The organism is Sphingomonas sp. GW821-FHT09E03 (assembly GCF_059416225.1).
This window is the reverse complement of record NZ_JBWKOS010000001.1, coordinates 374409-388354: the sequence shown is the minus strand read 5'-3', so window position 1 is coordinate 388354 and position 13946 is coordinate 374409. Positions and strand designations below refer to the sequence as shown.

Annotated in this window: 13 protein-coding genes; 8 read left to right on the top strand and 5 right to left on the bottom strand. The window is 67.7% G+C overall.

Annotated features, from left to right (window positions below):
* Positions 1–10: 10 nt before the first annotated feature.
* Entirely contained in the window at positions 11–1093 is a 1083-nt protein-coding gene (locus AC07M8_RS02010) for an MBL fold metallo-hydrolase (protein ID WP_495172776.1), read from the bottom strand.
* Between the two features lie 148 nt (positions 1094–1241).
* Between AC07M8_RS02010 and proB the strand changes: the two genes are divergently transcribed.
* The 7 genes from proB (at position 1242) to lptG (ending at position 9214) form a co-directional block, all read left to right on the top strand.
* Positions 1242–2345 (top strand): glutamate 5-kinase, encoded by a 1104-nt coding sequence (gene proB, locus AC07M8_RS02005; protein ID WP_495172775.1) that lies wholly within the window; start codon positions 1242–1244, stop codon positions 2343–2345.
* Positions 2342–3241 (top strand): NAD-dependent epimerase/dehydratase family protein, encoded by a 900-nt coding sequence (locus tag AC07M8_RS02000; protein ID WP_495172774.1) that lies wholly within the window; start codon positions 2342–2344, stop codon positions 3239–3241. The genes proB and AC07M8_RS02000 overlap by 4 nt, the downstream gene beginning before the upstream one ends.
* A gap of 57 nt (positions 3242–3298) precedes the next feature.
* A complete protein-coding gene (locus AC07M8_RS01995; RefSeq protein ID WP_267395851.1) occupies positions 3299–3541 on the top strand; it encodes an acyl carrier protein in 243 nt (80 codons plus the stop codon).
* A gap of 1 nt (position 3542) precedes the next feature.
* A complete protein-coding gene (gene spt / locus AC07M8_RS01990) occupies positions 3543–4817 on the top strand; it encodes a serine palmitoyltransferase (protein WP_495172773.1) in 1275 nt (424 codons plus the stop codon).
* Between the two features lie 53 nt (positions 4818–4870).
* Positions 4871–6814: an ATP-binding protein gene (locus AC07M8_RS01985; protein ID WP_495173131.1), complete on the top strand. Its 1944-nt coding sequence runs from the start codon at positions 4871–4873 to the stop codon at positions 6812–6814.
* Between the two features lie 121 nt (positions 6815–6935).
* The gene (lptF, locus tag AC07M8_RS01980) at positions 6936–8126 is read left to right on the top strand and encodes an LPS export ABC transporter permease LptF (RefSeq protein ID WP_495172772.1); all 1191 of its coding nucleotides are present in this window, start codon (positions 6936–6938) and stop codon (positions 8124–8126) included.
* 35 nt (positions 8127–8161) lie between these two features.
* Positions 8162–9214, top strand: a complete 1053-nt coding sequence (gene lptG / locus AC07M8_RS01975) for an LPS export ABC transporter permease LptG (RefSeq protein ID WP_495173130.1) — start codon at positions 8162–8164, stop codon at positions 9212–9214.
* 193 nt (positions 9215–9407) lie between these two features.
* Here lptG and AC07M8_RS01970 read toward each other — a convergent pair whose 3' ends face one another.
* The gene (locus AC07M8_RS01970) at positions 9408–10499 is read right to left on the bottom strand and encodes a fatty acid desaturase family protein (protein WP_495172771.1); all 1092 of its coding nucleotides are present in this window, start codon (positions 10497–10499) and stop codon (positions 9408–9410) included.
* Positions 10500–10695: 196 nt separating this feature from the next.
* On the opposite strand from AC07M8_RS01970, the gene AC07M8_RS01965 reads away from it, so the two are divergent.
* Positions 10696–11850, top strand: a complete 1155-nt coding sequence (locus tag AC07M8_RS01965) for an N-acetyltransferase (RefSeq protein WP_495172770.1) — start codon at positions 10696–10698, stop codon at positions 11848–11850.
* A 45-nt stretch (positions 11851–11895) separates the two neighbouring features.
* Here the strand turns inward: AC07M8_RS01965 and AC07M8_RS01960 are convergent, their stop codons facing one another.
* Genes AC07M8_RS01960 through AC07M8_RS01950 form a run of 3 tightly spaced genes read right to left on the bottom strand, consistent with a single transcriptional unit; the run spans position 11896 to position 13940 of the window.
* Entirely contained in the window at positions 11896–12249 is a 354-nt protein-coding gene (locus AC07M8_RS01960; RefSeq protein WP_267395844.1) for a HesB/IscA family protein, read from the bottom strand.
* Positions 12249–12722: an SUF system Fe-S cluster assembly protein gene (locus AC07M8_RS01955; RefSeq protein WP_495172769.1), complete on the bottom strand. Its 474-nt coding sequence runs from the start codon at positions 12720–12722 to the stop codon at positions 12249–12251. The genes AC07M8_RS01960 and AC07M8_RS01955 overlap by 1 nt, the downstream gene beginning before the upstream one ends.
* A gap of 9 nt (positions 12723–12731) precedes the next feature.
* Positions 12732–13940, bottom strand: coding sequence for a cysteine desulfurase (locus tag AC07M8_RS01950; protein WP_495173129.1), 1209 nt, complete (start codon positions 13938–13940; stop codon positions 12732–12734).
* Positions 13941–13946: the final 6 nt, after the last annotated feature.

Genomic DNA, 13946 nt, shown 5'->3' with positions numbered 1-13946 from the left:
CTCCGGGAAGTCAGCGTTCCGCGACATCCCAGGCTTCGCCCGCCTCGGTCGTCCGGAACCGCACAGGGTCGATATGCTCGGCGGCGAGTGCCACCGCCAGCCGCTCGCGCGGTTCGTCGATCGTCTCCGAGGTCAGCTCGAACGTGCCCCAATGCACGCCGAGCGCATAGGCGGCGCCCAGTTGCTCGAACGCGCTCACCGCGTCCTCGGGGCCGATGTGGTTGCCGGTCGGCTCGCCATCGAACTGGTAGGCGCCGATCGGCAGGATCGCCAGTCGCACCGGCCCGAGCGCCGCCGCCTCGAGGGCCCAGCGCATGTCGCCGCGCCCGGTATCGCCGGCATAATAAAGGTTGCCGCCGGGCAGCGTCACCGTGAAGCCTGTCCACAGCGAGCGGTTATGATCGCCCAGCCCGTGTGCGCTCCAGTGATGCGCACGGTTGAGGATCACATCGATCCCCGGCCGCAGCGTCAGCCTGCCGCCCCAGTCGAGCGCCCGCGCCTTGACCCCGTAGCGCGCGAGCAGCCGATCGTTTTCGAGTCCCGTGACGATCGTCGGCCGATCGCGCCGCCACAGCCGCGCCAAGGTCGCGGTGTCGAGATGATCGTAATGGTCGTGGCTGAGCAGGATGAGATCGATCGGCGGCAGGTCGGCGAGCCGGACGCCCGGCGCCCGCACCCGGCGCACGCCGGCAAAGCCCACCGGCGACGGCCGTTCCGCCCAGACCGGATCGAGCAGGACGTTGAGGCCCTGGGTCTGGATCAGCACGGTGGAATGGCCGATCCACGTCACTTTCATGGCATCGCCTTCCACCCGCCGGGGTGGCTTGGACGGCGTCACCGGCACCGATCGCGGCCAGCTGCGATGCGGCGGATGCACCTCCTGCTTGATCAGCGCGAACGGTCCCTTGTGCGCCTCGCCGCCGGTGCCCTGCTCGCCATCGGGATTGAAGAAGTGTCGCCCATCGAAATGGTCGCTCACCGGCAGCGCGCCCGGCGCGATCTTCGGGACTGCGCAGCCGGCGATGCCCCATGCCGCCATCCCGACGATCGCCACTGCCGCGCGATAGGGCAGCTTTTCCTGCATTTTGATCATCGCCCTGTTCATGCCAGCGGCGTTGACACTCCGCCACCAGGATCGTTCGCGTTCGTCATCGCCTGCCGGGTCAGGCGAGCGAGCCACTGATGCCGGATCCTACGCACGATCTTTGACGCCTGCCCCCTCCGCCCGATAAGGCGCGTGCATGTCGCTGTTCCCACCGTCCTCCTGTTCGCGCCTGGTGATCAAGGTCGGCTCCGCCTTGCTCGTCGATCCCGACGGCGCCGTGCGCCGGGCGTGGCTTGCCGGCCTGGTCGCCGACATCGCCGAACGGGTGCGCGTCGGGCAGCAGATCGTGGTGGTGTCGTCCGGCGCGATCGCACTCGGCGCGCGGCGCCTCAAGCTCGCGCGCGGCGGCCGCGCCAGCCTGGAGGATGCGCAAGCGGCGGCCGCTACGGGCCAGATCGCGCTCGCGCAAACCTGGGCCGGGCTGCTCGACGACCAAGGCGTCACCGCCGCGCAGATGCTGGTGACGCTCGACGATCTCGAAGATCGGCGTCGTTATCTCAACGCCGCGGCGACGCTCAACCGCCTGCTCGGGCTCGGCGTGGTGCCAATCGTCAACGAGAATGACAGCGTCGCCACCGAGGAGATCCGCTTCGGCGACAACGACCGGCTCGCCGCGCGCGTCGCCCAGGCGGCGGGCGCGAGCGGCGTGGTGCTGCTGTCCGATGTCGATGGCCTGTACGACCGCGACCCCGCGGCGCCAGGGGCGACCCACCTCCCCCATGTTGCCCGGATCGATGCCGCCATCGAGGCGATGGCCGGTGGCGGATCGGCGTCGGGCATGGGGTCGGGCGGAATGGCCTCCAAGATCGCGGCGGCGCGGATCGCGGCGCGCGCCGGCATCCCGCTGGCGATCGCCTCGGGAACGGTCGATCTGCCGCTCGGCGGTGGTGCCCGCCACACGCTGTTCGCCGCCGATCGCGTCGCGCCGGCACGCAAGGCCTGGCTGTCGGGCGGGTTGAGCGCACGCGGCAGCATCCATGTCGATGCCGGCGCCGTGCGCGCGCTTGCCGATGGCCGCAGCCTGCTGGCGGCGGGCGCCATCCGGGTCGAGGGCAGCTTCGGCCGCGGCGATCTGGTGACGATCGAAGGGCCGTCGGGCGCCGTCGCGCGCGGGCTGGTCGAATATGATGCCGCCGAAGCGCAGCGGCTGCTCGGCCGCCAGAGCGACGATCATGCCGCTATTCTCGGCTATGCGCCGCGATCTGCGCTGGTCCACCGCAACCATCTGGCCCTGCTGTGATCCTCGCGATCACCGGCGGCACCGGTTTCGTCGGCCGGCGCCTAATCGATCGCGCGCGCGCGGCGGGCCACGAGGTCCGCGCGCTCACCCGCCGTGCCCAGCCGGCGCGCGACGGCGTCACCTGGATCGAGGGCGCGCTCGACAAGCCCGAGGCGCTGGCAACGCTCGCCGCCGGCGCCGCGGCGATGGTCCATGTCGCCGGCGTGGTGAACGCTCCGACTCGCGACGGCTTCGTCGCCGGCAACATCGACGGCACCGCCGCGGTGATCGCCGCTACGCTAACGGCCGGCATCGACCGCTTCGTCCATGTCTCGTCGCTCTCCGCCCGCGAACCCGCGCTCTCCACCTACGGCTGGTCCAAGGCGGAGGCGGAGCGGCTGGTCGAGGCGAGCCCGCTCGACTGGACGATCGTCCGCCCGAGCGGTGTCTATGGCCCGGGCGACACCGAGTTGCGCGACGTATTCAAGGCTGCCACGCTCGGGGTGGCGCTGCTGCCACCGCGCGGCACCGTGTCGCTGATCGAGGTGGACGATCTCGCCACCTTGCTGTTCGCGCTGGCAACCCGCCAGGGGCCGCGCGCCGTCTATGAGGTCGACGATGGCACCGCCTGGACCCATGCCGCGCTCGCCCAGGCGATCGGTCGCGCGGTCGGCCGCCGCCGGGTGCTGGCGATCCACCTGCCGCGGGCGCTGATGATGATCGGCGCCCGGATCGACCGGCGCCTGCGCGGCTCCGGCGCCAAGCTCACCGCCGATCGGGTCGGCTATCTCGCCCATCCCGACTGGACCGCGCGTGCCGATCATCGCCCGCCGGCCGAGCTATGGACCCCCGCCACCCCGACGGAGGCGGGCCTTGCCGCCACCGCGGCATGGTATCGCGCCAACGGGCTGCTATAGCCGCCGAAAAGCCGCCGCATTGTTCTGTCAGTGTCACGGGCCTTCCCAGGAGTTAGCATGAGCGACCGCACCCAGATCCTCGACACCATCAAGGCGCAGATCGAGCCCTTCAACAAGAAGGGCGTGGCGATCACCGATGCCACCACCTTCCAGGGCGATCTGGAGTGGGACAGCCTGACCGTGATGGATTTCGTCGCCGCGATCGAGGACGAGTTCGACATCATCATCACGATGAACATGCAGGCCGAGATCGAGAATGTCGGCCAGCTCGCCGATGCCGTCGCCAAGCTGCAGGGCTGACATGACCGAAACTGGCCTCCAGGCAGAAGCACTTCCCGTCGATCCGCCGGTCGTCGCCCCGAGCAACGTTGCCGGGCACGACCTGATGAGCAAGTTCGATCCCCTGATCGCCGAACGCCGGGCGCTGCTCGACAGCGGCGTCACCGACCCGTTCGCGATCGTGATGGAACAGGTGAAGTCCCCCACCGAGGCGGTGATCAAGGGCCGCGATACCATCCTGCTTGGCACCTACAATTACATGGGCATGACCTTCGATGCCGATGTGATCGCGGCGGGCAAGGCGGCGCTCGACGAGTTCGGCTCGGGCACCAACGGCAGCCGCATGCTCAACGGCACCTTCCAGGACCACATGGAGGTCGAACAGGCGCTGCGCGATTTCTACGGCACCAGCGGCGCGATCGTCTTCTCGACCGGCTACATGGCCAATCTCGGCATGATCTCCACCCTGGTCGGCAAGGGTGAATATGTCATCCTCGACGCCGACAGCCACGCCTCGATCTACGACGGCTGCAAGCAGGGCAATGCCGAGATCGTCCGCTTCCGCCACAACAGCGTCGAGGACCTCGACAAGCGCCTCGGCCGGCTGCCCAAGGAGGCCGGCAAGCTGGTAGTGCTGGAGGGCGTCTATTCGATGCTCGGCGACATCGCGCCGCTCAAGGAGATGGTCGCGGTCGCCAAGAAGCATGGCGCCATGGTGCTCAGCGACGAGGCGCATTCAATGGGCTTCTTCGGCGCCAACGGCCGCGGCGTGTATGAGGACCAGGGGCTCGACGGCCAAGTCGATTTCGTCGTCGGCACCTTCTCCAAGTCGGTAGGCACCGTCGGCGGCTTCTGCGTGTCGGATCACCCCAAGTTCGAGGCGATCCGCCTCGCCTGCCGGCCGTATATCTTTACCGCATCGCTGCCGCCGTCGGTGGTCGCCACTGCGGCCGCCTCGATCCGCAAGCTGATGACCGCGCACGACAAGCGTGCGGCGCTGTGGCGCAACGCGCGGATGCTGCATGGCGGGTTGAAGGCGATGGGCTTCAAGCTCGGCACCGAGCAGCCCGACAGCGCCATCATCGCGGTGATCCTGGATGACCAGGAGCAGGCCGCGATGATGTGGCAGGCGCTGCTCCAGGCGGGCCTGTACGTCAACATGGCGCGACCGCCGGCGACACCGGCCGGCACCTTCCTGCTGCGCTGCTCGCTGTGCGCCGAGCATAGCCCCGAGCAGCTCGAGCGGGTGCTCGCGATGTTCCGCGCCGCCGGCGAGGCGACGGGCGCGATCGGCTGAGGCCAAGGGGGCCGCTTTCCACATTGGCCCCCTTGAGCTAGAACGACGTCGTGATGCGGAACGAGGCCGAGCGGACGGCCCCTGGGGGCGACTTGCCCTGGCGCACCATCATGCTGGTCGTGATGGGCGTGCTGGGGGCCGTGGTGTTGGTCGCGCTGATCGCGACGCTCACCAGCGCCAACCGCCAGCGCGACCGCGCGCTGCAGCTGCAGGCGCACAGCTATGACGTGATGATCCTCGCGCGTACGCTGTCGGGCACCATCGCCCGCTCGGAGGCATCGCTCGGGCGCTACGTGATCAGCGCCGACAAGTCGCTTGGCCGGCTCTATTTCGATCAATGGCGCCTCGCCAGCAGCCAGCTCGACCGGCTCGGCCAGCTGACCTATGACACGCCCGAGCAGAGCCACCGCGTCGCCCGGCTGCGCGAGGCCTATGCCGAGCGTGGCGCCGAGCTGTCGATCACCGCGCTCAGCACCACTTATGGCCAGAACAACCAAGCGTTGTCGCGCTTCTACCAGGCGCGCCAGTCGCCGGCGCTGGCGGCGATCGACTCGACGCTCAACCAAATCATCAGCCGCGAGCGGCAATTGCTCGATCGCCGCACCACCAATGCAATGGACACCGTCAACCGCGCCAGCCGTCTGGCCGGCGTGCTCGCCGTCTTCGGCGTGCTGATCGTGCTCGCCGCGCTGGTGCTGGGCTGGATCACGATCCGCACCGTCGGCGAGCGCGCGATCGCGCGTGCCGAGGCCGACGCCGAGCGCGAGCGGGCCGAGGAACTGTCCGGCGCCGTCACCCGTGCGACCGACGAACTGCGCGTCCAGGAAGCCAAGCTCCGCCAGATCCAGAAGATGGAGGCAGTTGGCCAGCTCACCGGTGGCATCGCCCATGATTTCAACAATATGCTGGCCGTGGTTCTCGGCGGGCTGGAACTCGCCCGACGCAGCGTCGTCACCGATCCGCGCGCCGTGACGCGTCACCTCGACAACGCCACCGAGGGTGCCAACCGCGCCGCCGCGCTCACCCGCCGACTGCTCGCCTTCAGCCGCGAGGACTCGCTGAAACCCGAATCGATCGGTGCTGCCGCGCTGGTCGCGGACATGTCCGAGATGCTCGATCGCACGCTTGGCGACGCCATCACCGTCACCACCCGCGATTCGGCGCGCGGCTGGCAGGTTCGTGCCGACCGCGTTCAGCTCGAGAACGCCGTGCTCAACCTCGCGGTAAACGCCCGCGACGCAATGAACGGCCGTGGGCTGCTGATCATCGACACCGGCGCCGTCACGCTCGCTGAGCATGAAGTGGATCATTGCCCCGGCGGCGAGTACGTCCGGATCGCGGTGACCGATAATGGCTCGGGCATGCCGCCCGAGGTGGTCGAGCGGGTCTACGAGCCGTTTTTCACCACCAAGGAGGTCGGCAAGGGCACCGGGCTGGGGCTCAGCCAGATCTTTGCGCTGGTCCGCCAGCTCGCGGGCGAGATCGCCATCGATACCGAGGTCGGCCGCGGCACCACCGTGACGCTCTATCTGCCCCGTGATCGATCCCAGGACGTCGGCAGGCCGGTCGAGATTACCGCCCCGGCACCGCTGCCCCCGGTGCCGGACAGCCTGGCGGTGCTGGTGGTGGAAGACGATCCCCGCGTGCTGGCGGCGACCGTCGGCGCGCTGGAAGAACTCGGCCACACCGCGATCGCCTGCCCGGCACCTTTGGAGGCGGCGGGGATGCTCGCCCGCGACGATAGCATCGACCTGATCATCTCCGACGTGCTGATGCCCGAGCAGACCGGCCCGGAGATGATTGCCGAGCTCGGCCCGCGCTACCCGCATCTCGCGGTACTGTTCGTCACCGGTTTTGCCGGCGACGCCAACACCAGCGAGTTCAACGGCCATCAGGTGCTGCGCAAGCCCTTCACGCTCGCGGGTCTGGAGCGGGCGATCGGCGAAGCGATGAGCCGCGACCGCCCCGCAGCGACGACGCAGATCGCCGCCGAATAGCATCACCCCTGCGGCAAGGCTCCCGCGCGATCCGCCCGAACGAGCGACCGGAATTTAAAAGCTGACGCTGCTGGCTGAGCAGCCTATATCCCGCCGCTCCCAGCCCCGGCCGAGCACATTCATGACATCCATCGATCGCTACATGGCCCGGCTGATCGCATTGCCCTTGTTCTCGACGTTGATCATTGCGGCGATGCTGCTGATCCTCGATCGCATCCGGCGCCTGTTCGATTTCGTCGCCGCGCAGGGCGGCCCGATCAGCGTGGTGTGGCGGATGCTCGCCAATCTGCTGCCCGAATATCTCGGCCTCGGCATTCCGATCGGCCTGCTGCTCGGCATCCTGCTCGCGTTCCGCCGGCTCGCCGCCAATTCGGAGCTCGATGTGCTCCGCGGCGTCGGTGTCAGCTACACGCGCCTGCTGCGCGTGCCTTACATGTTCGCGCTGGTGCTCGCGATCGCCAACATCCTGATTGTCGGCTTCGTCCAGCCGCAGGCGCGGTACTATTACGAGCAATTGCGCTTCGAACTGCGCACCGGTGCGCTCGGCGCCTCGATCAAGGTTGGCGAATTCACCCACTTCGGCAGCCAGATGACGCTGCGCATCGAGCAGAGCCACGACAAGGGCCGCAAGCTCGAGGGGATCTTCGTCCATTACGCCAACAAGGGAACCGAATATTCGGTGACCGCCCAGTCAGGCCGGTTCCTCGCCACCGACGATCCCAACACGATCAACTTCCGCCTGACCAACGGCACGTTGGTCCACAAGGCGCCGAATTTCGCCGTGCCGCGGGTGCTCACCTTCACCTCGCACGATCTGCCGATACCGCTGCCGAAATATGAGAACTTCCGCCAGCGCGGCGGCCGCAACCTCGAGTTCACCCTGCCCGAGCTCGCGCGCATCGGCCATTCGTCGCACAGCGAGGCGCAGCGTGATTCCAGCCGTTCCGAGTTCCACTTCCGCGTGGTCGAGGTGGCGACCATGTTCCTGCTGCCGCTGCTCGCCATCGCGCTCGGCGTGCCGCCCAAGCGTTCCAGCTCGGGTGTCGGCGTATTCCTCGCGATCGTGATGATCGTCGCCTATCACAAGGTAAACGAATATGCCGCCGCGGTGGGCGAGCTCGGCCGGGTCGATCCGCTGATCGCCTTGTGGACGCCGTTCCTGATCTTCGCCGGGATCATCATCTGGATGTATTACACCATCGCCTATGTCCCCGGCGGCCAGCCGATCGGCGCGCTCGAGCGCAGCTTCTCGAAGCTCGCCAAGCTGATCACCCGCTTCCTGCCCTTCCGCCGCAAGGAGGCCAGGGCGTGAGCGCGCTGTTCCCGTCCCGCACCATCGCCATCTACATGGGCCGGATGTTCCTGCTGCGCACCTTCGGGCTGCTCGCGGCGCTGCTGCTGATCCTGCAGACGCTCGATCTCTTGAGCGAATCGGGCAACATCCTTGCCCATGCCGGCAACACCCAGGCCCAGGTGTGGCAATATGTCGGCCTGCGCGCGCCGCAGATCGTCTCCTTCCTGCTGCCTTTCTCGGTGCTGCTCGGCACCATCCTGACGCTGATCACCATGAACCAGAACAGCGAGGTGATCGCACTCAAGGCCGGCGGCCTCTCCGCGCATCAGGTGCTGGCACCGCTGCTGGTCGCGAGCATGGGCGTGGCGGTGGTGAGCTTCGCGTTCAACGAGCGGATCGTCACCCGCGCGACGGCAACGCTCAACCAGTGGAAGAACGTCGATTACGGCCCGCTGCCGATCGACCGCGGCGATCGCGCCAACGTCTGGGTCCGCGACGGCGACGATCTGATCGCGGTTGATCAGGTCCAGGGGCGCGGCAATGCAGTCCAGCTTGGCGGCATCACCGTGTACGACCGGACCGGCGGCAACCTTGTCTCGATCATCCGCGCGCCGCGCGGCAAGCGCAGCGGCACCGGCTGGCTGATCGCGCCAGCGCGCCGGTTCAACATTGCCAGCGGCAAGCTCGCGCAGGTCGGCGCGGTCGTCGTCGCGCCAGGCGTCCGCCCGGACCAGTTCACGCTCGGCACCGTCGACGACGAGAGCCTGTCGTTCACCGACCTCAGCGCCGCAATCGGCGACTTGCGCGATGCCGGGCGGCCTACCAAGGCGCTGGAGGGCACCTTGTGGCACAAATTGTCGGGGCCGTTGTCGGCGGTGCTGATGCCGCTGCTCGGTGCGGTCGCGGCGTTCGGTACGGCGCGATCGGGCCAGCTGTTCATCCGCGCGGTGATCGGCATGGCGCTGGGTTTCGCCTATTTTGTCGCCGACAATTTCGCGCTGGCGATGGGCAATCTCGGCGCCTACCCGCCGTTCCTCGCCGCCTGGGCGCCGTTCCTGCTATTCCTGCTGATCGGCGAGGCGGTGCTGATCCGCACCGAGGAATAATCCCACTTCCCCAAGCCATCGCCCACACGCCGTCACCCATACGACGTCACCCCAGCGAAAGCGGGGTCTTTCAAGGAAGGGTGAGTAGCGCGTCCCAGGCAGATTCCAGCCTTAGCTGGGATGACGGCAGATAGAGAAAGGGCGCCCTCACCTTGCGGCAGGGCGCCCTTTAGCGGTCAGGCCCTTGCGCGCCTCAGCGCGAGACCATGGTGCTCTTGCCGATCCGGTGCATCAGCCCCAGCGCGCTCTTGTAGCTCGCCTTGTGGTAGACCGAACCTTCCTCGAGCACGGCGGAGATCCGCCGGTGCGCCTCGCCGAGTGCGTGATACGGCAGCCCGGGCAGCAGGTGATGCAGCGCATGGTAGCGCAGCCCCACCGGCGCCCACAGCGCCGGCAGCAGGCTCGGCGGCGGCACGTTGACCGAGTCGAGATACTGCGCCGTGACGCTCATCTGCTCGCCCTCATTCTCCCACAGATGCGCGACCAGGGTGCGCACCTGGTTGAGTAGCGCCACCGCCGAGCCGATCGCAACCACGATCCCAAAGCCGCGCAGCGGGATCAGCCCGGTCGCGACCAGCGCGACCACGGCAACTGCCCACACCGCCGCGCCGCCATCCAGCCGGTCAAACAGCCGGCGCTGCTCGCCTTCGGGGATCTTGCGGCGGAACGAGGGATTGATCGACAGCGCCGAATAACGCTCGATCACCGTCCTGCGCAGCGGCGGGATCAGCCACGACAATGGCGACAAGATCGCGAAGCGGATCAGCAGCCCGACCGGCGCAAGCAGCGAGACGAGGATGAACACCGGCAGCGTCCACGGCTTCATCAGCGCCAGCGGCAGATATTCGGGGTCCTCCGCGGTGCCATAGCGGGTCTTGGCATGGTGAAGGTTGTGGACGCCTTCATACATGAACGACGGGGTCAGCATCGGGATGCCGACCAGCAGGTTCCAGCCGAGGCGGAAGCCGGGCAGCGCCGCATGCTTGATGTGGCTGATCTCGTGGATGAACAGCAGGGCGCGATAGAGGGCGAGCACCGCGACGATGCCCGCCGCAATCATCACCGCGGTTGACGACGCCAATACCGCGACAGCCGCCGCGCCATAGCCGACCGTCGTCGAGGCGATGAGGTCACCCCAATAGACCAGCGGCTTGGGCGCATTGAGATCGCGGGTGAGATCGGCAGCCGCACGCAGCATCGCCTTGTCGTCGGCGATGCGCTGCCCCGGCGTGCGCGCCTCGGGCGCCGCGGCGGCGCCGCGCGCGAAGGAAAGCGTGGTATCCATGGCGTGTTCCATTGGCCCTAGATAGTGGCGACAGCGTGGCATTTACAGGCGGCGGCGCCGCCGTGGTGATGACTTGCCTCGATCACAGCCATGCGCCGCTACCATCACTGGGCTTCTAAACGCGCGCCACCGAAACGACCCTCGCCATGGGCGCCTCGACTGGCTACACGCGCACAGCTGTTTTCCGGAGGCATGAATGGCGAGCACCCTGTTGATCAGACCCGTCGAGACCAAGGCGGACCGCAAGATCTTCGTCGATCTGGCGTTCCGGCTGTACAAGGACGATCCCCATTGGGTGCCGCCACTGAAGGGCGAGGCGCTCGGGCTGATTACTCCGGAGAAGAACGGCTGGTTCAGCCACGCCAAGGCGCAGTTGTTCCTCGCCTATGAGGGCGACAAGGTGGTCGGCCGCATCTCGGCGCATATCGACACGCTGGCGCTGACCATGCCGGCGGCGCAGGGCTTCGGCCCCGGCGTCGGGCAATGGGGGCTGATGGAAGCGGAGCGCGAGGAGATTTTCGTGGCGCTGCTCGCCAAGGCCGAAGGCTGGCTGCGCGAGCAGGGCATGCACCGCGCGCTTGGCCCGATCTCCATGTCAATCTGGGAAGAGCCCGGCCTGCTGATCGAGGGCTATGATCACGCCCCGACGATCATGATGGGCCATGCCAAGCCCGAATATCGCGGCTGGATCGAGGCGGCGGGCTATGTCGGCGTCAAGCAGCTCATGACCTATGAGCTCGACATCACCCAGGAATTCCCGCCGATCGTCAAGCGCATCATCCGCTCGGGCGAGAACAACCCGCGGATCGTCATCCGCCAGGTCGACAAGTCGAAGTTCGATGAGGAAGCCGCGATCATCCTCGCCATTCTCAATGACGCCTGGAGCGACAATTGGGGGTTCGTCCCCCTCACCCCGCCCGAGATCAAGGATGTCGGCGTCAAGCTCAAGCCGATCGTGTTCAACGACCTGATCCGCATCGCCGAATTGGATGGCAAGCCGGTGGCGTTCATGATCACGCTTCCCGATCTCAACGAGGCGATCAAGCCGCTGGGCGGCAGCCTGCTGCCGTTCGGCTGGGCCAAATTGCTGCTGTGGCTGCGCAAGCCCAAGGTGCGCACGATGCGCGTGCCGCTGATGGGTGTGGTCAAGGAGCTGCAATCGTCGCGGATGGCGAGCCAGCTCGCCTTCATGATGATCGAATATATCCGCAAGGCGTCGGTCGACCATTATGGCGCGAGCCGCGGCGAGATCGGCTGGATCCTAGACGACAACCAGGGCATGCGCTCGATCGCCGAGACGGTGCACGGGACCGTCAACAAGGTCTATCAGGTATATTCGCGCGATCTGTAAGCGCGCCATCGTCGGCCGGCGCGCATCCGCCGGCCGATCGTCGGCTCACACCGTGAAGCTCTCGCCGCAGCCGCACGCGCCCTTGGCGTTGGGGTTGTTGAACACGAAGCCCGCGGTGAAATCGTCTTCCACCCAGTCCATCGTCGACCCGACCAGGTACAGGATCGAGCCGCCGTCGACGAACAACGTGCCGCCGGCGGTGTCGATCTTCTCGTCGAACGGCTTGGCCTCGGTGACGTAATCCACCGAATAGGCGAGCCCCGAGCAGCCGCGCCGCGGCGTCGACAGCTTGACGCCGAGCGCACCGGCGGGCGCCTTGCCCATCAGATCGGCGATCCGCGCCTCGGCGGATGAGGTCAGGATCAGCGGCGCCGGGCGCACGCGAGCGGCAGTGGCCATCACAGCATCCCCAGTTCGAGCTTGGCTTCGTCCGACATCTTCTGCGGATCCCAGGGCGGATCCCAGACTAGGTTGACGTCGGCGATCGCGATCCCCGGCACCGAGCCGACGCGCAGCTCCACCTCGCCGGGCATCGACTCCGCGACCGGGCAATTGGGCGTGGTCAGCGTCATCGTCACCGCGCAATGCCCCTCGGTGGAGACATCGACGCCGTAGATCAGCCCGAGATCGTAGATGTTGACCGGGATCTCCGGGTCATAGATCTCCTTCAGCGCGTCGATCACCGCCTCGTACAGCGCGCCGCCGGGCTCGCCGGGGGCGTCGCCCTGCGGCTGCTGCGCGAGGAAGCCGTCGAGATAATCACGGCGACGTTCGCCCTGAGCCTCGACGGTCGGCTCCGGCGCCTCGTCGACACGTGCGCGCGGCGGCGGGGTCACCGCCTCCACTTCCTCGATGCGAAAACCGTCGCTCATCCGAAATCCTTACCCGAAAATCCGCGTCACGCGCTCGATGCCGCGCACCAGCGCCTCGATGTGCTGCGGGCCGTTATACACCGCGAAGCTCGCCCGCGCCGTGGCATCCACGCCCAACGCCGCCATCAGCGGCTGCGCGCAATGGTGCCCCGCGCGGATCGCGACCTGCGCCTCGTCCAAGATGGTGCCGATGTCGTGCGGATGCACCCCCTCAATCACGAAGCTGACGATGCCCGCCGAGTCATCCGGTCCGAACAGCCGCACCGAGTTGATCTGCGACAATGCCTCACGGGTCTGGCGGACCAGCGCGGTCTCATGCGCATGGATAGCACCCAGCCCGATGCCTTCGACATAGTCGATCGCCGCGGCGAGGCCGAGCGCGCCAACGATATGCGGGGTCCCCGCCTCGAACCGGCCCGGCGGCGGCGCATAAGTGGTGCGCGCGAAGCTGACCCGATCGATCATCGATCCGCCACCCTGGTAGGGCGGCATCGCCTCGAGCAGCTCGGGCCGCGCCCACAGCACGCCGATCCCGGTCGGGCCGTACAGCTTGTGGCCCGAAAAGACGTAGAAGTCGCAGCCGAGCGCCGCCACGTCGACCGGCAGCCGCGGCACCGCCTGGCAGCCGTCGATCAGGATCTTGGCGCCGACGCCGTGGGCAAGTCCGGTCGCCCGCGCCACGTCGAGCACCGAACCGAGCACGTTGGAGACGTGCGCGAGCGCCACCAGTTTGTGCTGCGGTGTGATCATCGCCGCCATCGCGTCGAGATCGATCCGCCCATCCGCAGTCAGCGGCACCACGTCGATCGCAGCCCCCACCCGCTCGGCGACCATCTGCCAGGGCACGATATTGCTGTGATGCTCGAGCATCGACAGCATGATCCGGTCGCCAGCCTTGAGCTGCGTCCCCGCCCAGCTGTGCGCGACGAGGTTGATCCCCTCGGTCGCGCCACGCACGAACACGATCTCGTCGGCGGAGCCGGCGCCGATGAACCGCGCGACGGTGCGCCGCGCGGCCTCATAGGCCAGCGTCATGTCCGCCGAGCGCTGGTAGACGCCGCGATGGACGGTGGCATAGGTCTCGCCATAGGCGCTTGCGATCGCGTCGATCACCGGCTGCGGTTTCTGCGCGGTCGCAGCGGTGTCGAGATAGGCCCAGCCGGCGGGAATCGCAGGAAAGTCGGCGAGGCGATCGAGCGGCGCCGCCGTCGCTTGCATCTGCGG